15 protein-coding genes and 13 tRNA genes are annotated in these 18,867 nt (G+C 43.7%); 10 read left to right on the forward strand and 18 right to left on the reverse strand.

Annotated elements, in window-relative coordinates; all coding sequences use genetic code 11:
• Positions 1 to 2: 2 nt before the first annotated feature.
• Together OCV39_RS13120 and tsaE are read right to left on the reverse strand one after the other, a co-directional pair.
• A complete protein-coding gene (locus OCV39_RS13120; RefSeq protein WP_017051375.1) occupies positions 3 to 1,712 on the reverse strand; it encodes an N-acetylmuramoyl-L-alanine amidase in 1,710 nt (569 codons plus the stop codon).
• Positions 1,706 to 2,170 (reverse strand): tRNA (adenosine(37)-N6)-threonylcarbamoyltransferase complex ATPase subunit type 1 TsaE, encoded by a 465-nt coding sequence (gene tsaE, locus OCV39_RS13125; RefSeq protein ID WP_261888601.1) that lies wholly within the window; start codon positions 2,168 to 2,170, stop codon positions 1,706 to 1,708. The genes OCV39_RS13120 and tsaE overlap by 7 nt, the downstream gene beginning before the upstream one ends.
• 255 nt (positions 2,171 to 2,425) lie before the next feature.
• On the opposite strand from tsaE, the gene queG reads away from it, so the two are divergent.
• Entirely contained in the window at positions 2,426 to 3,550 is a 1,125-nt protein-coding gene (queG, locus tag OCV39_RS13130) for a tRNA epoxyqueuosine(34) reductase QueG (RefSeq protein WP_261888602.1), read from the forward strand.
• 555 nt (positions 3,551 to 4,105) lie between these two features.
• Here the strand turns inward: queG and OCV39_RS13135 are convergent.
• The 14 genes from OCV39_RS13135 to orn all read right to left on the reverse strand — a co-directional run bounded on the left by OCV39_RS13135 (position 4,106) and on the right by orn (position 6,423).
• Positions 4,106 to 4,181: transfer RNA gene (locus OCV39_RS13135), tRNA-Gly, on the reverse strand.
• Positions 4,182 to 4,213: 32 nt separating this feature from the next.
• Positions 4,214 to 4,290 (reverse strand) — tRNA-Met (locus tag OCV39_RS13140).
• 68 nt (positions 4,291 to 4,358) lie between these two features.
• Positions 4,359 to 4,434: transfer RNA gene (locus tag OCV39_RS13145), tRNA-Gly, on the reverse strand.
• 32 nt (positions 4,435 to 4,466) lie between these two features.
• Positions 4,467 to 4,543: transfer RNA gene (locus tag OCV39_RS13150), tRNA-Met, on the reverse strand.
• A gap of 68 nt (positions 4,544 to 4,611) precedes the next feature.
• Positions 4,612 to 4,687 (reverse strand) — tRNA-Gly (locus OCV39_RS13155).
• Between the two features lie 32 nt (positions 4,688 to 4,719).
• Positions 4,720 to 4,796 (reverse strand) — tRNA-Met (locus tag OCV39_RS13160).
• Positions 4,797 to 4,864: 68 nt separating this feature from the next.
• Positions 4,865 to 4,940 (reverse strand) — tRNA-Gly (locus tag OCV39_RS13165).
• A gap of 32 nt (positions 4,941 to 4,972) precedes the next feature.
• Positions 4,973 to 5,049 (reverse strand) — tRNA-Met (locus OCV39_RS13170).
• A gap of 68 nt (positions 5,050 to 5,117) precedes the next feature.
• A tRNA-Gly gene (locus OCV39_RS13175) sits at positions 5,118 to 5,193 on the reverse strand.
• Between the two features lie 32 nt (positions 5,194 to 5,225).
• Positions 5,226 to 5,302 (reverse strand) — tRNA-Met (locus OCV39_RS13180).
• Between the two features lie 68 nt (positions 5,303 to 5,370).
• Positions 5,371 to 5,446, reverse strand: a tRNA-Gly gene (locus OCV39_RS13185).
• 32 nt (positions 5,447 to 5,478) lie between these two features.
• A tRNA-Met gene (locus OCV39_RS13190) sits at positions 5,479 to 5,555 on the reverse strand.
• Between the two features lie 67 nt (positions 5,556 to 5,622).
• A tRNA-Gly gene (locus OCV39_RS13195) sits at positions 5,623 to 5,698 on the reverse strand.
• A gap of 179 nt (positions 5,699 to 5,877) precedes the next feature.
• Positions 5,878 to 6,423 carry an oligoribonuclease gene (orn, locus tag OCV39_RS13200; RefSeq protein ID WP_017053394.1) on the reverse strand — a complete coding sequence of 182 codons (546 nt, stop codon included), beginning with the start codon at positions 6,421 to 6,423 and terminating at the stop codon, positions 5,878 to 5,880.
• 150 nt (positions 6,424 to 6,573) lie between these two features.
• On the opposite strand from orn, the gene rsgA reads away from it, so the two are divergent.
• The 5 genes from rsgA (at position 6,574) to OCV39_RS13225 (ending at position 13,425) form a co-directional block, all read left to right on the forward strand.
• Complete coding sequence (gene rsgA / locus OCV39_RS13205) at positions 6,574 to 7,629, forward strand: small ribosomal subunit biogenesis GTPase RsgA (protein ID WP_136995692.1); 1,056 nt, start codon at positions 6,574 to 6,576, stop codon at positions 7,627 to 7,629.
• Positions 7,630 to 7,744: 115 nt separating this feature from the next.
• On the forward strand, positions 7,745 to 8,626 hold the full coding sequence (asd, locus tag OCV39_RS13210; RefSeq protein WP_017053392.1) for an archaetidylserine decarboxylase: 882 nt from the start codon (positions 7,745 to 7,747) through the stop codon (positions 8,624 to 8,626).
• A gap of 212 nt (positions 8,627 to 8,838) precedes the next feature.
• The gene (locus OCV39_RS13215; protein ID WP_113798989.1) at positions 8,839 to 10,254 is read left to right on the forward strand and encodes an SLC13 family permease; all 1,416 of its coding nucleotides are present in this window, start codon (positions 8,839 to 8,841) and stop codon (positions 10,252 to 10,254) included.
• A gap of 259 nt (positions 10,255 to 10,513) precedes the next feature.
• Positions 10,514 to 12,394 (forward strand): methyl-accepting chemotaxis protein, encoded by a 1,881-nt coding sequence (locus tag OCV39_RS13220; protein WP_136995689.1) that lies wholly within the window; start codon positions 10,514 to 10,516, stop codon positions 12,392 to 12,394.
• A 146-nt stretch (positions 12,395 to 12,540) separates the two neighbouring features.
• Entirely contained in the window at positions 12,541 to 13,425 is an 885-nt protein-coding gene (locus tag OCV39_RS13225) for a DMT family transporter (RefSeq protein ID WP_113798993.1), read from the forward strand.
• An 80-nt stretch (positions 13,426 to 13,505) separates the two neighbouring features.
• On the opposite strand, the gene epmA is transcribed toward OCV39_RS13225, so the two are convergent.
• Positions 13,506 to 14,477 (reverse strand): elongation factor P--(R)-beta-lysine ligase, encoded by a 972-nt coding sequence (gene epmA / locus OCV39_RS13230; RefSeq protein WP_261889521.1) that lies wholly within the window; start codon positions 14,475 to 14,477, stop codon positions 13,506 to 13,508.
• Positions 14,478 to 14,751: 274 nt separating this feature from the next.
• Here epmA and frdA point away from each other — a divergent pair, with 274 nt between their 5' ends.
• The 4 genes from frdA to frdD are packed head-to-tail and all read left to right on the forward strand — an operon-like array spanning position 14,752 to position 18,115.
• The gene (gene frdA / locus OCV39_RS13235; RefSeq protein WP_017053387.1) at positions 14,752 to 16,569 is read left to right on the forward strand and encodes a fumarate reductase (quinol) flavoprotein subunit; all 1,818 of its coding nucleotides are present in this window, start codon (positions 14,752 to 14,754) and stop codon (positions 16,567 to 16,569) included.
• Positions 16,569 to 17,342, forward strand: coding sequence for a succinate dehydrogenase/fumarate reductase iron-sulfur subunit (locus tag OCV39_RS13240; RefSeq protein WP_017053386.1), 774 nt, complete (start codon positions 16,569 to 16,571; stop codon positions 17,340 to 17,342). The genes frdA and OCV39_RS13240 overlap by 1 nt, the downstream gene beginning before the upstream one ends.
• Position 17,343: 1 nt before the next feature.
• Positions 17,344 to 17,727 carry a fumarate reductase subunit FrdC gene (gene frdC / locus OCV39_RS13245; protein WP_017053385.1) on the forward strand — a complete coding sequence of 128 codons (384 nt, stop codon included), beginning with the start codon at positions 17,344 to 17,346 and terminating at the stop codon, positions 17,725 to 17,727.
• Positions 17,728 to 17,737: 10 nt separating this feature from the next.
• Entirely contained in the window at positions 17,738 to 18,115 is a 378-nt protein-coding gene (gene frdD / locus OCV39_RS13250) for a fumarate reductase subunit FrdD (RefSeq protein ID WP_017053384.1), read from the forward strand.
• Positions 18,116 to 18,286: 171 nt separating this feature from the next.
• Here the strand turns inward: frdD and efp are convergent, their stop codons facing one another.
• Positions 18,287 to 18,853: an elongation factor P gene (gene efp, locus OCV39_RS13255; protein ID WP_017053383.1), complete on the reverse strand. Its 567-nt coding sequence runs from the start codon at positions 18,851 to 18,853 to the stop codon at positions 18,287 to 18,289.
• Between the last annotated feature and the right edge of the window lie 14 nt (positions 18,854 to 18,867).

Genomic DNA, 18,867 nt, shown 5'->3' on the forward strand with positions numbered 1-18,867 from the left:
GCCTACTTATTCGGTATGATTAGCACTTGGCCAACCGCTAGTGAATCGGAGCGCAACTTATTCGCTTGGCGAAGGCTATTTACCGTAACACCATATTTAGTGGCGATCTTACCTAAAAATTCACCGCGTTTAACTTTGTGTTTTCTAAGCGGAAGATCTTTCAAACTCACTGTAATTCTTAGTTTTTGCCCTAACTTCAACGTATCCGATTTAAGTCGGTTCTCTCGTTTAATGCTCGCGACACTCACTTTATAGCGTTTTGCTACTTTGCCTAAATAATCCCCTTTTCGAACGATATGCGTCACCGTCTTCGTCTCTATTGGGTTTTTCGCTTTAGGCACAACGGTCGGCATGGAGTATCCCGGAATCGTTAATACTTGCCCAACAGCTAAGCCGGACGATTTTAATCGGTTAGCGGATTTTATTGTGGCTACCGATGTCCCGTAACGCTTCGCGATAACCGATAATGACTCACCGGCTTTGACTTTATGCTTAACCGCTTTTCCTTGAGCCTCTAAAATGGTTCCCTCTGGAGGATTAGCTTGAACATAACGAACCACCGCTTGGGTAATCGCCCTCGCTAATTTATCTTGGTGAGAACGTTGGAAAAGTAAACGCTCCTCAGTTGGATTAGAGATAAAGCCAGTTTCCACTAAAACTGAAGGGATTTGCGGTGAGCGTAAAACAGCCAAGCTGGTATTAATCGGCTTAGAGTTATGCAGTTTAGCGACTTTTCCCATCTCAGATAAAATAGATTTCGCCAGCTTATACCCCTCTTTCTGAGAATGGTTAAACTGTAAATCAAGCAAGGTTTGGTTTACATTTTTATCATTAATATTCTTAGTGAGAACCGTTCCCGTACCACCCAGTAATTCCGACTGTTTCTCATGGTTTTCGACCCAACGCGAAATTTCGGTATTGGCACGCTTTGTATTTAACACAAACACAGAGCCACCACGCGGCTTAGGCGTAGTAAAGGCATCAGCATGAATGGAGATCAGCAGGTGGGCATCATTTTCACGTGCAATCGCAACACGACGATTCAGGTTCACAAAGTAATCTGAGTTACGTGTTAGACGTGTTTTGATACCAGGAATCGCATTTAACTGTGCTGCGATCTTCTTTGAAATACTTAATGTCGCGTTCTTTTCGTATTTTCTAGACGGCCCGATAGAGCCGGGATCTTCTCCCCCATGGCCAGGGTCGATCACAATCAGAATATCTTTCTTGCGCTGAATTTGTGAGATGTCTTTATTCACCACAGGCTTCGATGGCACCTTGCCTTTAACTGCTGTTTTACCATGTGGAAAATCGACCACTAAACGGTGCCCATATTGGCCACCTGGAGTCGGGCTGAGTTTGAATAACTCAGGAGTAGAGTGCTTCTTTAATTCAAAAACGAGGCGATACGTCCCCTTACTTGGAGCGCTGCTTTTTCTCACTTTTGACAACACTGGGCTATCAGAGACCACTAGCGGTAACTTTGTGCTTAATGATGTCTTTTTCAGATCGACCACTAAGCGGCTGGGACTACTTAAAGTAAAATAGCTAAAATCAGCCTCAGATTTTAAATCAATGACAACACGAGTTTCATCTGGAGAGGGCCACACTCGCAGCCCTTCAAGCGCATTGGCAGACGCTAAAGTTGAGAAACTAAGTAGGAAAGTGATAGCAGCAATAACAACTGCTGGAATTCGTATGCTGATCAACATAGCTCCAATTGACTTAATAAAACTCGACCATAATCATTATTTGCCATTAATAACGCCACTCGCTGTTGGTCGTCATAACGTAATTCAATATCTAAATCCGCTTGCGGTAATAGTCCTTGCCCTTTTTCTGGCCACTCTACCAAGCAAATAGCATCGTCAGTAAAATAATCACGAATCCCCATGTATTCCAACTCTTCAGGATCGGCAAGACGATATAAGTCAAAATGATACACTTGCCAATCAGCTAACTGGTAAGGTTCCACTAAGGTGTAGGTTGGACTTTTTACATTACCATCGTGTCCAAGAGCGCGAATAAATCCACGGCTAAATGTTGTTTTTCCAGCCCCAAGATCACCATGTAGATAAATGGTTGTTTGTTGAGAACAAATGCCAGCAAGCGCATTGCCCATTTGAATGGTTGCCTGTTCATCTTTCAAGGTGAATTGTTTTGTGCTCATAGATACATTCTCTAAATATTGACTGTCGACTATATAAAAATCAAAAGAGTACGAATAGTAAACCTTGTTGGTTTTGAGAGACAAGATATCAAGTGTAAGTAATCCGTAAAAATGTCACTTTATTTACGATACTCATGACTTTCCTTCGTTAATCAGCATTTTCTCTAGCAAAAGTGATTAACTCAATAAATGATTCTAGATTCTAAGTTGAAGATCCGTTAAGATCCGACCCCATTTTTTCAGAGCAATCCACTCATGAACTACGATCAACTAGCGATTCAAATTAAAATTTGGGCCCGTGAATTAGGGTTTCAAAAGGTAGGGATCTGCGATGTTGATTTACGAGAACATGAAGGTCCATTACAGAAGTGGTTAGATAATGGTTACCACGGAGATATGGATTGGATGGCGCGTCATGGCATGATGCGAGCTCGACCAGATGAACTGTTACCGGGAACGGTAAGAGTCATCAGCGCAAGAATGAACTATCTGCCACCTGAAGCTATGTTTGCTTCTAACTTGAGTGATCCTAACCTTGGGTATATCAGTCGATACTCACTCGGGCGTGATTACCATAAATTGGTTCGCAACAAACTCAAAAAGCTAGGACAGCTTATTGAGCAAGAAGTCGGACAGTTTGGACATCGCCCTTTTGTTGATTCAGCGCCGATCCTTGAACGGCCATTGGCTCAAAAGGCGGGGCTCGGCTGGACAGGAAAACACTCACTCATACTAGATAAAGAAGCGGGTTCTTGGTTCTTCTTAGGAGAACTACTGATCGATCTTCCTCTGCCTGTTGATACCCCAAGCGAAGATGAGTGCGGTAAATGCAAAGCCTGCATCACATCGTGCCCAACCAACGCTATCGTCGATGAGAAAATCGTTGATGGTCGCCGCTGCATTTCATACTTAACCATTGAATTTGATGGTGTCATTCCTGAAGAGTTTAGAGCCGCTATTGGAAACCGTATTTATGGTTGCGATGATTGCCAGCTAGTTTGCCCGTGGAATCGATTTTCTGATTTAACAGACCAAACAGATTTCCACCGCCGAACCTCATTTGAAGAACCCGATCTTCTCTCGCTATTTAGCTGGGATGAAGATATGTTTCTCAAAAAAATGGAAGGTTCCGCGATTCGTCGTATCGGGCATCTACAGTGGCTACGCAACATCTCTATCGCATTAGGTAATGCTCCGTACAAGCTTGCGATTGTAGAAGCTTTAGAGTCGCAGTTCGGGCTAAGTGATGTTCTGGATACTCATATTCAGTGGGCTATTCAACAACAGCTACAGCAGCTTCCAGTAGATAGCGCCCGCCATAGTACGAAAAAGCAGAGGCTTATTCGTATCGTTCAAAAAGGTTTACCAAGGGACGCCTAATTTCGAGCTTGATTAAGGCTGTCTTTTGCACAAAACCCTCTCTCAATATTTGATATTCATCTCAAAACCACAAATGTGGACAATAAATTTAATAGCGACGGTTTGATATACGCTTAGAAAAGTTAAACACAGTCTAAAGAAATGATTAGGATCAAAAAACAACAAGTTAATGATCTTTAATACAGAGGGGAAATGTCGAATAAAAACCGACCAAACCCTTAAAAAACAATAAGATAAAGAAATCCCTGCCGATATGACAACCTATTTGCCACAAAAAGATCTTTTAAACGAAAAATCAAACACACGCAACAAAACACCTTATCAACCAACTTATCCACAGCTAATTTTTTGTGGGTAAGTCTGTTAACGAATATACAAAGACCACAGTAAATCATCAGATCACCGTGTGTATAAGTAGCATTTCAATGGTTATTGAAAAGATAAAGACAAAAAAATATCCACCGAAGGGTGAATTTTTAATGTTTATTTGGGATTTATGCTTTCACAGCATTAGAAAGAGCGATATTAACTGTATCCACTCTCTTGATAAGAAAATGGAGCGATACATCGGGTTCGAACCGATGACCTCAACCTTGGCAAGGTTGCGCTCTACCAACTGAGCTAGTATCGCATAATCGACCGCGGGTGCGTTCAATCTAAATGTGGTTGCGGGAGCAGGATTTGAACCTACGACCTTCGGGTTATGAGCCCGACGAGCTACCAAGCTGCTCCATCCCGCGTCCGGATGCATTGTTTAAGACAATGACGCTTTTCCAACTCTTTCCGAGCAAGGCTCAAAGAGAGAAATTGGAGCGATACATCGGGTTCGAACCGATGACCTCAACCTTGGCAAGGTTGCGCTCTACCAACTGAGCTAGTATCGCATAATCGACCGCTAAAGCGTTCAATCTAAATGTGGTTGCGGGAGCAGGATTTGAACCTACGACCTTCGGGTTATGAGCCCGACGAGCTACCAAGCTGCTCCATCCCGCGTCCGGATGCATTGTTTAAGACAATGACGCTTTTCCAACTCTTTCTGAGCAAGGCTCAAAGAGAGAAATTGGAGCGATACATCGGGTTCGAACCGATGACCTCAACCTTGGCAAGGTTGCGCTCTACCAACTGAGCTAGTATCGCATGATCGACCGCTAAAGCGTTCAATCTAAATGTGGTTGCGGGAGCAGGATTTGAACCTACGACCTTCGGGTTATGAGCCCGACGAGCTACCAAGCTGCTCCATCCCGCGTCCGGATGCATTGCTTAAGACAATGACGCTTTTCCAACTCTTTCCGAGCAAGGCTCAAAGAGAGAAATTGGAGCGATACATCGGGTTCGAACCGATGACCTCAACCTTGGCAAGGTTGCGCTCTACCAACTGAGCTAGTATCGCATAATCGACCGCTAAAGCGTTCAATCTAAATGTGGTTGCGGGAGCAGGATTTGAACCTACGACCTTCGGGTTATGAGCCCGACGAGCTACCAAGCTGCTCCATCCCGCGTCCGGATGCATTGTTTAAGACAATGACGCTTTTCCAACTCTTTCTGAGCAAGGCTCAAAGAGAGAAATTGGAGCGATACATCGGGTTCGAACCGATGACCTCAACCTTGGCAAGGTTGCGCTCTACCAACTGAGCTAGTATCGCATGATCGACCGCTAAAGCGTTCAATCTAAATGTGGTTGCGGGAGCAGGATTTGAACCTACGACCTTCGGGTTATGAGCCCGACGAGCTACCAAGCTGCTCCATCCCGCGTCCGGATGCATTGCTTAAGACAATGACGCTTTTCCAACTCTTTCTGAGCAAAGCTCAAAGAGAGAAATTGGAGCGATACATCGGGTTCGAACCGATGACCTCAACCTTGGCAAGGTTGCGCTCTACCAACTGAGCTAGTATCGCATGATCGACCGCTAAAGCGTTCAATCTAAATGTGGTTGCGGGAGCAGGATTTGAACCTACGACCTTCGGGTTATGAGCCCGACGAGCTACCAAGCTGCTCCATCCCGCGTCCGGATGCATTGTTTAAGACAATGACTCTTTTCTATTCTTTCTGAGCAAAACTCAAAGAGAAAAATTGGAGCGATACATCGGGTTCGAACCGATGACCTCAACCTTGGCAAGGTTGCGCTCTACCAACTGAGCTAGTATCGCAAACTGAAACGTCTTTCGTCGTTCAGGGCTGCGAATTATAAGAGCATTTTTTTGTGATGCAAGTCCTTCCTTCAAAAAAAATTAATTTTCTACTATTTTGATGGAAAAGCATGCAAAAAACGCATTTTTTAACCAAGTGTAACCATGACGCGTACCATAAAACCCGCTTTTACAATCAACTAGATACTAATAATTGTTTTACGGTAGTACTGCAATTCCGCAATCGACTCACGAATATCGTCCAGTGCTAAATGGCTACCTGTTTTTGAAAAGCCATCAAGAACCTCTGGTTTCCAACGACGAGTCAGCTCTTTCAAAGTGCTCACATCGATATAACGGTAATGGAAGTATTGCTCTAATTCAGGCATATGTTTGTAAAGGAAGCGACGATCTTGCCCAATACTATTCCCACAAATTGGCGATTTTCCTTTTGAGACCCATTTTTCTAAGAACGCGATCGTTTGATCAATTGCATCTTGCTCGGTGACTTGGCTCTCTTGAACTCGCTTAACTAAGCCGCTACCGGTATGCGTTGTCGTACACCACTCATCCATTTTCGCTAATTCATCATCAGATTGGTGAATAGCCAAAACAGGCCCTTCTGCTAGAATATTTAGTTCGCTATCGGTAACAATGGATGCAATTTCAATGATTTTATGAGTTTCAGGATCTAAGCCTGTCATCTCCAGATCGACCCAAATTAAGTTCTGATCGCTAAAGGACATAAGGGAGCTGCCTATTTGTTTAGGTATAAAAGAGGTACTATACCCAAATATGTATACTCAAACTAGGTTTAGCACGACCGAAATATCGTAGTGTCAATAACATAGCGTTGAGTACTCAATCATCAATTTAGATGTGTTAAGTGGAAAATTGTGGCTAAAAAGAAAAAGTTAACCAAAGGTCAAGTACGACGCGTACGCAGCAACCAGAATAAGCGACTTAAAAAAGAAGACTCTGTTCAGTGGGACGAAAACATGCTGGGCGGCACTAAACGTGGTTTAGTGATTACTCGCTTTGGGCAACATGCTGACATTGAAGATCTAGAAACCAATGAAGTTCACCGCTGTAACTTACGCCGTAGTATTGAAACTTTAGTGTCTGGCGACAAGGTCATTTGGCGCGCAGGTCTGGAATCAATGGCTGGTATTTCTGGTGTTGTTGAAGCCGTTGAGCCAAGAACATCAATGCTAACTCGCCCCGACTACTATGATGGCCTAAAGCCTGTTGCAGCAAACGTTGACCAAATGATCATTGTATCAGCCGTGTTACCAGAGCTATCCCTTAACATTATTGACCGCTACTTAATTGCATCAGAAACAGTAAACATAGCCCCACTTGTCGTACTTAATAAAGTCGACCTCCTCACAGAGAAGCAGATCGCTGAATACCAAGAAACATTAAAAGCTTATGAAAAAATTGGCTATAAAGTGCTTCTTGTCAGTAAAGAGTCTGGCTACGGCATTCCTGAGCTTGAAGCTGAACTTAAAGGCAGAATTAATATTTTCGTAGGTCAATCAGGCGTAGGTAAATCCAGTCTGGTTAACGCATTAATGCCAACTCTCGATATTGAAGAGGGCGTGGTTTCTGAAAACTCAGGGCTTGGTCAACATACTACGACGGCTGCTCGTTTATACCATTTTCCATCTGGTGGTGATTTAATTGACTCCCCTGGAGTTCGAGAGTTCGGTTTATGGCACCTTGAACCCGAAGAGATCACAGAAGCTTTCATCGAGTTCCGCCCATATTTAGGGGGATGCAAATTTAGAGATTGTACGCACATGGACGATCCTGGTTGCCTCCTAAGAGAAGCCGTAGAAAGCGGGAAAATAAGCAAGCTACGATTTGATAATTATCACCGCATCATCGAAAGCATGGGTGAAAACAAAGCGAATCGTCAGTATTCTCGTGGAAAAAAAGCTGACCTCTAAGACTAGAATATCGGTAAATAAGCACCATATTATGAACAACTGATACCACGCCTACTCATTGTAGGCTGGGCATCCTCTTTTAAAACCTAAACATAGAGCACTGGAAACTCGCACCATGGATAAAATCAAAGTTGGATTGCAATACTGTATTCCACAGCACGGGCTAACTCGCCTAGTCGGTAAAATTGCATCTGCAAAAGCAGGCGCTTTAACCACCGCGATTATTAATTGGTTTATTAAGCAATACAAAGTCAACATGGATGAAGCTCTGCACAGCGATCCTAAACATTTCAAAACGTTCAACGAATTTTTTGTCCGTGAGCTTAAAGAAGGCATGCGCCCAATCGCTGAAGGTGAAACGGTAATTTCTCACCCAGCAGATGCTCGCGTTAGTCAATTCGGACCAATTACTGACGGTCAGTTAATTCAAGCGAAAGGCCACAATTACTCAGCACAGGAGCTACTTGGCGGCGACGCTAACCTTGCTGAAGAGTTTAAAGATGGTGAATTTGCGACACTTTACTTATCGCCAAGCGATTACCACCGTGTTCACATGCCATGTGACGGTACGCTTCGCCAGATGATTTATGTTCCTGGCGACCTTTTCTCAGTCAATCCATTAACTGCAGAAAATGTTCCGAATCTATTTGCTCGTAACGAACGTGTTGTCTGTATCTTCGATACTGAATTCGGTCCTCTTGCTCAAGTTCTTGTAGGCGCAACCATTGTAGGAAGCATCGAACAAGTATGGGCGGGAACCATCACCCCTCCACGCGGTAATTCCGTTTACAAATGGGACTATCCATCAGAAGGCAATACCGCTGTGAGCTTGAAGAAAGGTGAAGAAATGGGCCGCTTTAAACTTGGCTCTACTGTTATCAACCTTTTTGCTAAGGATTCGATTCAATTTGATGAATCAATGAAAAATGGTGAAGCGACCGTAATGGGTACCGCTTACGCACACATTAAGAGTGCTGAAAATAAGACACAAGCGTAACCAACCATCCTTAACTCTCTTTAAAAAGTTGGTACTTCGGTATCAACTTTTTTATATCTATCGATAAAAGCATCAGTTCATTTTCTTGACCAAAGACAAACCTCTCACCGAAATATGCTACAAGTTTGTAAAAGTCATACTCCCGTCTAGGTACCTAAATCGTTGATAATTTATTCTATTTTGAGTTCATTTATTTATGAGGTTGGTCATCTATGCCGAAATTACGTTCAGGAGTGCTGTTGAAGCTGCTAGTCTGCTTTTCAATCCCCTTAGCTGTGCTCTTTATGCCAATAGATGCTATCCCTATCGACGACCTCACTTTAATTCAGCATCGGCTACTCGCTATTTTCCTACTTGCCGCTCTTTTGTGGGTGCTTGAGCCTGTTCCCGTATTTGCCACCTCAATTCTCATTATCGCTTTAGAGCTAGTGATGATCTCAGACAAAGGGCTTCATCTTTTTAGATCGCCCCCTGCGGGACATGATCTTGGAGAGTTAATGAAATACACCGACATATTCAGTGCATTTTCGTCTCCTATTATTATTCTATTTATGGGGGGATTTGCTCTTGCGATTGCAGCCTCCAAATATGAACTCGACAACAACTTAGCCCGAGTGTTACTCAAACCTTTTGGTACCCAGCCTCGCTTTATTATGCTTGGGCTCATGTTGATCACTGCTGTCTTCTCTATGTTTATGTCCAATACCGCGACCACGGTTATGATGCTGGCGCTACTCGGCCCCATCGTCGCGTCTGCACCAAGAGGTGATTTAGGTATAAAAGCATTGGTTTTATGTATTCCGATTGCCGCGAATACAGGTGGCATAGCCACACCAATAGGAACCCCTCCAAACGCCATCGCTCTTCAATATTTAACCGGTGAAAACAGTATCGATTTCCTTTCATGGATGATGATGGGGCTACCTTTCGTCATTATCCAACTCACCATCGCTTGGTTTTTATTGCAGAAATTCTTTCCATCGTCAGAGAAAGAGATGATTTTAAAACTCGACGGAAAATTCAAGAAGAGTTGGCGCGCGATCGTCGTCTATGTCACCTTTGCGGCCACCATTATTCTATGGATGACGACTAAGCTACATGGGATGAATACCTATGTGGTTTCCATTATCCCGCTAGCCGTATTTACGCTGACTGGGATCATGGGCAAAGAGGAACTTAAGCAGATTAACTGGGATGTATTGTGGTTAGTTGCAGGCGGTATTGCTATCGGGATCGGTTTAGATAAAACAGGCCTAGCCGCAGCGCTTGCTCACGCTATTGATTATGAATCTCTTTCTCCAATGTCAGTGGTTTTCACCTTATCGATAATCTGTTGGTTAATGGCGAACTTCATGTCAAATACCGCCACCGCCAACTTATTAATGCCCATTGCTGCCGCGATTGGAGCATCAATGGAAAGCTTAGTCAGCATTGGTGGATTGCAAGGTTTACTGGTTGTTGTCGCCTTCTCTGCGTCATTAGGGATGATCCTTCCGGTCTCTACGCCACCAAACTCTTTGGCTTATTCAACAGGACTTATCGAAAGTAAGGACATGGCAAAAACAGGTTTAATCATGGGCGTAATTGGCTTACTCATTGTTTATATTGCCGCCCTCATTATTACCTAAATTATCAATAGTGGGATATACGTAGGCTTGAATGAGCATGTAACATTTATAAGCCTACATAACCGCGATTTTAATTTAATAGACAACTGTGATTTCGCTTCACATTTTATCCAACAAACCGCTTATAGGTTTGGATTTATTTGATTCTAAACACATTTTTTATACATCAATACAACGACACTACACGCGCGTCAATCACGCATCCACCAGCACCATGCATCATTTTGACTATCGATTTTCTAAGAGGGAGGAATAGACCTTGAGGCATACCATCAAATTTAAAATTCAAATCGCAATAGCGGTTATTATCGCCGTAGTTAGTGGCGCTCAAGCTTGGATTTCCGTCAATCAGCTCACCCAAGAGACTGAAGTTGCGATTAGCCAAGAAATGAAGAATGTAAGTGTAAGTACAACCAACTATATTGCCGATTGGCTCTCTATTCGTAGCGATATGATGGTTGCGAATGAACCAACCGTTTCTAGCAATGAAAATTCAGATCGCGAACTCCTCATCACCAAGCAAGCGGGGCAATTCTTATCTGTCTACGCCGGGTTTAGTGATGGCACTATCGCATACGGTGATAAGGGTGAAGATTGGCCAGCAGGCTACGACCCACGAACTCGCCCTTGGTATAAAGATGCAAATGCAGCGTCAGGGCTCATTATTACTGAACCTTATCAAGACTTTGATGGCAGCATTGTCATCAGTTTCGCCAAAGCATTTAACGGTGAACAAAAAGGTGTTCTCGCCGCTGACTTAACCGTGACGAGCATTATTGATGCCGTTCTTAACGTAAAACTTGATAACGATGGTTTTGCATTCTTGGTCGATGGTAACAACAACATCGTGGCTTACAGTGATGAAGAGTTAAGCCAAAAACCACTAACAAGTCTGAACCCTGAACTTACGGCAAGCAAAGTTTCACAACTGATTCAAAACCAAACGATCACGACTCTCGCTTGGCCTAAACAGAATGAGAAGATGATCTACATCGCCAATGTACCGAATACCGATTGGTCACTGGGTATTGTTATCGATAAAGAGATGGCGTTTTCTGCGGTATCTGATGCTATCCAGTTCATCGCGCTAACTTCATTTATTTTGTACATCGTCATTTCAATCGCAAGTACCATGGTCATCAACCGCTTGCTTTACCCATTACAAACTCTATCTGAAGCACTCACTCAACTCGCACAGGGCCGAGGCGATCTGACTCAGCGTATTGATATTACTCGCATGGATGAGATTGGAAAACTTGCCGAGCTTGTTAACCAGTTCTTAAGCCAAATGCAGAGCATGCTAAAAGGAGTCATTGAGCACAGCCATGACTTAAACAATCATGCCGAGCAAGCGAATCAACTGGCCACTCAATCTTCAATTCGAGTTGAAAACCAGCAAAACGATATCAATCAAATAGCAACGGCTATCCATGAGATGTCAGCAACGGCGGCAGAAGTAGCAAGCCACGCAGAATTAACCGCATCAGCGTCTCAAGCATCAGCAACCGCATGTAATGAAGGCCAAGAGGTGATTCAACAAAACCGTGATGCGATTACTGGTCTTGCAACTCAGGTAGAAGATGCCGCTAACGTTATTCGAGAACTAGAAAGTAACGCGCAAAGCATCAACCAGATCCTATCAACCATCCAAGGTATTGCTGAGCAGACCAACTTACTTGCATTAAATGCGGCAATCGAAGCGGCTCGCGCTGGTGAGCAAGGTCGAGGCTTTGCTGTAGTTGCTGATGAGGTACGAGTACTCAGCCAAAGAACGCACGGCTCAACAGAAGAGATCCGCGTTATGATTGATACTCTGCAGAAGAATACTGAACATGCCGTTGAAAGCATGACAACCAGTACTCAACTGGCAGAGAACAGCGTTGGCTTTGCTGAGCAAGCACATGGCAGCTTAACCAAAATCACTCAAGCAATCACTGAAATCAATGATATGGCTCTACAAATCGCAAGTGCTGCCGAAGAGCAACGCGCGGTAAGTGAAGATATCAGCCGTAACACCCAAGGTATTAAAGATGCTTCTGACGATCTTGCCCATCAAGCAGAGAGTAGCCGTAATAGCTCGAACGATATGAGCAAAGCCGCTGAATCTATGCGTCAAGATGTGGAACGTTTTAAGGTATAACGCCCAAACGTACATCTTTTAATATCCGTAATACCGCTACCGAGACTGAAACAAAGCGATCCTTTTCATAAGAATCGCTTTGTTCTCAGCTCGGTTTCATGCATATTTATGAGCTAATTTATCCCAATCACAAGGATGTTGTTCACATGGGATTTGAATGGTTAGCGCTTGCAGCGGCTTTTCTATGGGCGATCTCAAGCCTATTATCTGTCTCTCCTGCTCGTCATCTTGGAACATTTGCCTATAGCCGTTGGCGTATGGGTTGCACCGCTTTAATTCTTTCATCCATGGCTTTTGCGACTGGAGGGTGGTCAAGCGTTGAACCTCACCTTATCACTCCAATGATGCTGTCAGGTTTAATTGGCATTTTTATCGGTGACACCGCTCTTTTCGCTTGTTTAAATCGAATGGGTCCAAGGCAAGCTGGGCTTCTATTCTCTTGCCATGCGGTCTTCTCTGCCATTTTAGGGTACTTCCTATTTAGCGAAACCATGCAAGGCACTGAGCTTGTTGGGGCCGTATTGGTTTTCTTAGGAGTCATCACCGCCATTTTCTTCGGAAAAAAAGCGAATACCCATGAACTGGAATCAATCAAAGGGAAGATTTGGGTGGGCGTAGGATTAGGTCTTACCGCCGCGATATGCCAAGCTTTAGGGGGAATTATTGCCAAACCCGTCATGCAAACAAGTATCGATCCCGTTGCGGCATCCGCCATTCGTATGATCACCGCTTTTCTTGCCCACAGTCTATTCCGTCTCAGTGGCGCGAAGTTGGCTCGTCCAATAAACCCAATGACAGGAAAGATGTTAGGTATCACCGCTCTCAATGGCTTTTTAGCAATGGCCGTGGGGATGACTCTGATTTTGTATGCGCTACAAGAAGGAAACGTAGGAATGGTCGCCCTGCTCTCTTCTACCACACCTATCATGCTGTTGCCTCTTCTCTGGGTATATACAAAAAAAAGACCCAATCGATATGCATGGTGCGGGGCGATTTTAGCCGTTGTCGGAACGGGAATATTAGTGAGCTAGAAATCGAATACTGAAAACAAAAAAAGCCATAACACACTAAGTGCAATGGCTTTAATCAGTCACACTATATTGACCGATGACTAGGCTTTTGGGAACGGAAATGCCGTGACATCATCAATGTGATCACAATTCAACGCGAGCATAATTAAGCGATCAATCCCCAGAGCAACGCCCGCACATGCTGGTAATCCAGCCTCCAGCGCCGCAATCAAATTATGATCTATCGGCTGCGGTTGTAATCCCATTTCAATTCGTTTTTGGTTATCCGCTTCAAACCGAGCCAATTGCTCTTTTGCATCATCAAGCTCATGAAAACCATTCGCAAGCTCAATACCTTTGAAATAGACTTCAAAACGATCGGCAACTCTCGGATCTTGCTTATTAATTCGAGCCAATGCCGCTTGTGACGCAGGGAAATCATACACAATGGCAGGAACTTGCAATCCAATTTTACTTTCAACCCCAACACTGAACAGAAGTTGCAGTAGTGTATCTCTATCCTCTTCAGGCTCCGCAATATCACTCAAGCCTAATTCATTCCCCACAACTTTAAGTTGCTGCATCGACGCTTCAAGTGGGCAAACCCCTAGAACCTGTAAAAATGCGTTCTGATACGTCATTTTCTCAGCAGCTTCACATTGAAGAACTTGCTGTAATAATGCGTCCATTTCAGCCATTAGATCATGATGATCAAATCCAACGCGATACCACTCCAACATCGTGAATTCAGGATTATGATAGCGACCATTCTCCTCATTACGGAATGCTTTTCCTATCTGGTAAATACAACCACTTCCAGCCGCCAGTAAGCGTTTCATATGAAATTCAGGACTGGTCATCAGATAAAGATGGCTACCGTCAGCATAGCCAGGGCCAATAAAATCAGTTTGAAAAGTATGTAGGTGTACATCCGTTACGGTTGCATGACTAATCGCAGGTGTCTCAACTTCAAGAACCTGACGTTCTGCAAAAAACTGTCGAATTGAAGCCAGCAATAATGCACGTTGTTGTAATTTAGCTATTGAAGCGGAGGGTTGCCAATCTGAACCAATCATATCGAGTTACACATAAACAAAAGTTATGCGAATTCTAACGCTACCATCCAATAAATCCACAATTGAATGTGATTCAAATCACACAAAAAACAAATAGTATGCTTACGATTTCACTACCGAAGAAAAAACCTAGCAGCATCAATTTTTTGTTCACATGGCTCTTTTAGAATACCCACTACCACTTAAGGCTTATTATTAAAAAACTCGATAAGCAAGCCTTTTACTATAACAAGTGAGTTAATTTAAAACTCACATACACTGGAGGATAACTGTGAAGACTATCACCACAGATATCGCAGTCATCGGCGCTGGCGGCGCTGGTTTACGTACTGCAATCGCAGCCGCAGAAGCAAACCCTGACTTAGAGGTCGCTCTGATTTCTAAAGTTTACCCAATGCGCTCTCACACGGTGGCTGCAGAAGGTGGTTCAGCAGCAGTTATCAAGGAAGAAGACAGCCTAGACAATCACTTCAACGATACCGTTGGCGGTGGTGACTGGCTATGTGAACAGGATGTTGTTGAATACTTTGTAAAAAGTGCAACTCGTGAAATGGTTCAAATGGAACAATGGGGTTGCCCATGGAGTCGTAAAGAGAACGGCGACGTCAATGTACGCCGATTTGGAGGCATGAAAGTCGAAAGAACGTGGTTCGCGGCTGATAAAACTGGCTTCCACATGCTTCACACTCTATTCCAAACATCGATGAAATACGATCAAATCAACCGATTTGATGAATACTTCGTGGTTGACCTATTGGTTGAAGGCGGCGAAGTTCAAGGCCTTATCGCTATCCATATGTCGGAAGGTGAACTGGTTACGATCAAAGCAAAATCTGTTGTATTAGCAACAGGTGGCGCAGGTCGAGTTTACCACTGTAATACAAATGGTGGCATCGTAACGGGCGACGGCATGGCGATGGCTTATCGTCACGGCGTTCCACTGCGTGATATGGAATTTGTTCAATACCACCCAACTGGCTTACCAGGTACAGGCATCTTGATGACTGAAGGTTGTCGTGGTGAAGGCGGTATTATCGTCAACAAAAATGGTTACCGTTACCTACAAGATTACGGCATGGGACCAGAAACACCCGTTGGCGAGCCAAAGAACAAGTACATGGAACTTGGCCCACGAGACAAAGTATCTCAAGCATTCTGGCATGAGCAGCAAAAAGGCAACACAATCAAGCATGCACTAGGTGATGTTGTACACCTAGATCTTCGTCACCTAGGTGAAGATTACCTGCAAGAACGTCTACCGTTCATTTGTGAATTGGCAAAAGCGTACGTTAACGTTGATCCAGCAAAAGAACCGATTCCAATTCGTCCTACCGTTCACTACACCATGGGTGGTATTGAAACTGACGGCCTATGTGAAACTCGCATTAAAGGTCTGTTTGCAGTAGGTGAATGTGCTTCAGTTGGTCTTCACGGTGCAAACCGTCTTGGCTCTAACTCTCTAGCAGAATTCGTTGTATTCGGTCGCGTTGCCGGTGAAAACGCCGTGAAACGTGCAGCAGAATTCAAAGGCTGGAACGATGAGTCTATCGCTAAGCAAGTAAAAGCGGTTGAAGATCGTATTGCAGGTTTGATGAATCAAGAAGGCGACGAAAACTGGGCAACAATCCGTACTGAAATGGGACACACCATGGAAGCGGGTTGTGGTATCTACCGTCAAGAAGATTTAATGCAAGCGACGATCGATAAGATCAGCGAGCTAAAAGAACGTTACAAACGCATCAGCATTAAAGATAAAGGCAAAGTATTCAATACTGACCTTCTTTATGCAATTGAAGTGGGATACGGCCTTGAAGTTGCAGAAGCAATGGCATGTTCAGCAATCCTTCGTAAAGAGTCTCGCGGTGCACACCAACGTCTAGATGAAGGTTGCACAGAGCGTGATGATGTTAACTTCCTCAAGCACTCTTTAGCATTCTACCAAGAAGACGCTGCACCAACGATCGATTACAGCGGTGTAACTATTACTAAATCGCAACCAAAAGCACGTCTGTATGGTGAAGCTGCCGAGAAAGCCGCAGCTGAAGAAGCGAAAGCAAACCAAGAACAGTCTGCCGAGGAGCAAAAATAATGTCAGCAAATCGTATCCAAAAAGTAGACATTCTGCGCTACGACCCTGAAAAAGATAACGAACCGTACATGCAATCTTTTGATGTACCGTTTGATGAAACCATGTCAGTGCTTGATGCAATTGGCTATATCAAAGACAACCTAGACAAAGACCTATCTTACCGTTGGTCTTGTCGTATGGCGATTTGTGGCTCTTGCGGCATCATGGTGAACAACGTTCCTAAATTAGCATGTAAGAGCTTCCTACGTGATTACCCAGATGGCGTAACCATTGAGCCTCTAGCAAACTTTGCTATTGAGAAAGATTTAATCGTTGATATGACGCCATTCATTGAGCGTTTAGAAGCAATTAAACCTTACATCATTGGTAATGACCGCACTGTAGAAGATGGTCCAAATAACCAAACGCCTGCGCAAATGGCAAAATACAAACAGTTCGCTGGCTGTATTAACTGTGGTCTGTGCTACGCAGCATGTCCGCAATTTGGTTTAAACCCTGAATTCATCGGCCCTGCGGCATTAACGATGGCTCACCGTTATAACCTTGATAGCCGTGATAACGGTAAAGCTGAACGTATGAAGCTTATCAATGGTGAAAACGGCGCTTGGGGCTGTACTTTCGTCGGTTACTGTTCTGAAGTTTGTCCGAAGAGCGTTGATCCTGCGGCAGCGGTAAACCAAGGCAAAATCGAATCTTCAATGGATTTCGTGATCGCAATGCTTAAACCTGATGGCCAACCAACATCAGTAGAAACAAGCAAAGAGGACGCATAAGATGACTAATCGTAAGCCTTATGTTCGTGAAATGAAGCGCACGTGGTGGAAATCTAGCTCTTTCTACCGCTTTTACATGATGCGTGAAGCCACTGTATTACCTTTGATCCTATTTACTCTGTTCCTGACCTTTGGTTTAGGTAGCTTAGTAAAAGGCCCTGAAGCATGGGATACGTGGTTAGGTTTTATGGCAAACCCAATTGTTGTGGCGATTAACATCGTCGCTCTATTAGGTAGCCTATTACACGCGCAAACCTTCTTCAGCATGATGCCTCAAGTAATGCCTATTCGCATAAAAGGCAAACTTGTCGATAAGAAGATTATCGTTCTAACTCAGTGGGCCGCTGTTGCGTTCATTTCACTGATTGTTCTCATTGTGGTTTAAGGAGCTGAGTGTGTCTAACAATTATCAGGTAAATAAAAACCCAAAACGTTCAGATGAACCAGTATGGTGGGGCTTGTTTGGCGCTGGCGGTTCATGGTTTGCAATGATCACACCAGTGACTATTTTGGTTCTTGGTATCCTTGCTCCTCTGGGTATTATTGATGCTGAAGCGATGAGCTACGAACGTGTATCTGAATTTGCAACGAGCATCATCGGCGCTCTATTCATTATCGGTACTCTAGCGTTGCCAATGTGGCATGCAATGCACCGCGTACATCACGGTATGCACGATCTTAAGATTCATGCAGGTGTTGCAGGCAAAATTGCTTGTTACTTCTTTGCTGGCTTAATCTCAGCATTAGCGGTTATTTTCATCTTCATGATCTAATTCATAGATAGAAAATCAAAGAGCTCAGTCATTCGTTACTGGGCTCTTTTTTTATCCATGTTCCGGATAACTATAGGTTTCAGATAAAAAATACAGATAACAAAAATGTTTCAGGTAACAAAAAAGGCCACCGAAGTGACCTTTATGCTTAGTAACCTTACTTAAAGAAGATTACTTCACACGACCAACGTATTCACCGCTACGAGTATCAACTTTAACGACTTCGCCAATCGCAATGAATAGAGGAACACGAACAACAGCACCTGTTGCAAGCGTCGCTGGTTTACCACCAGTACCTTGAGTGTCGCCCTTTAGGCCAGGATCAGTTTCTGTTACTTCGATTTCAACAAAGTTTGGTGGAGTAACCGTGATAGGGTTATCATTCCACAATGTTAGAGTACAAACATCGTTTTCAACCAACCATTTAGTCATATCACCCACAGCTTTTACATCAGCGGCGATTTGTTCAAATGTGTCATTGTCCATAAAGTGGTAGAATTCGCCATCGTTGTATAGGTAAGCTAATTCGATATCAACAACATCAGCAAGCTCGAAGCTTTCACCTGATTTGAATGTTTTCTCTAACACTTTGCCTGACAGCAGTTTACGAAGTTTTACACGGTTAAACGCTTGGCCTTTACCTGGCTTAACGTATTCATTGTCGATAATTGAGCAAGGCTCGTTATCTAACATGAACTTTAAACCGCCTTTGAATTCATTGGTGCTTACTGTCGCCATGATTATATCTTCCA

Origin of the sequence: Vibrio cortegadensis (genome assembly GCF_024347395.1) — a bacterium.
GTDB lineage: Bacteria > Pseudomonadota > Gammaproteobacteria > Enterobacterales > Vibrionaceae > Vibrio > Vibrio cortegadensis.

Excerpts from the sequence above, each read along its gene's own strand:
- asd (WP_017053392.1), top strand. The coding sequence starts at position 7,745 with ATGGATAAAATCAAAGTTGGATTGCAATACTGTATTCCACAGCACGGG.
- frdC (WP_017053385.1), top strand. The coding sequence starts at position 17,344 with ATGACTAATCGTAAGCCTTATGTTCGTGAAATGAAGCGCACGTGGTGG.
- efp (WP_017053383.1), bottom strand. The coding sequence starts at position 18,853 with ATGGCGACAGTAAGCACCAATGAATTCAAAGGCGGTTTAAAGTTCATG.
- OCV39_RS13225 (WP_113798993.1), top strand. The coding sequence starts at position 12,541 with ATGGGATTTGAATGGTTAGCGCTTGCAGCGGCTTTTCTATGGGCGATC.
- queG (WP_261888602.1), top strand. The coding sequence starts at position 2,426 with ATGAACTACGATCAACTAGCGATTCAAATTAAAATTTGGGCCCGTGAA.
- OCV39_RS13240 (WP_017053386.1), top strand. The coding sequence starts at position 16,569 with ATGTCAGCAAATCGTATCCAAAAAGTAGACATTCTGCGCTACGACCCT.
- OCV39_RS13215 (WP_113798989.1), top strand. The coding sequence starts at position 8,839 with ATGCCGAAATTACGTTCAGGAGTGCTGTTGAAGCTGCTAGTCTGCTTT.
- orn (WP_017053394.1), bottom strand. The coding sequence starts at position 6,423 with ATGTCCTTTAGCGATCAGAACTTAATTTGGGTCGATCTGGAGATGACA.
- tsaE (WP_261888601.1), bottom strand. The coding sequence starts at position 2,170 with ATGAGCACAAAACAATTCACCTTGAAAGATGAACAGGCAACCATTCAA.
- OCV39_RS13120 (WP_017051375.1), bottom strand. The coding sequence starts at position 1,712 with ATGTTGATCAGCATACGAATTCCAGCAGTTGTTATTGCTGCTATCACT.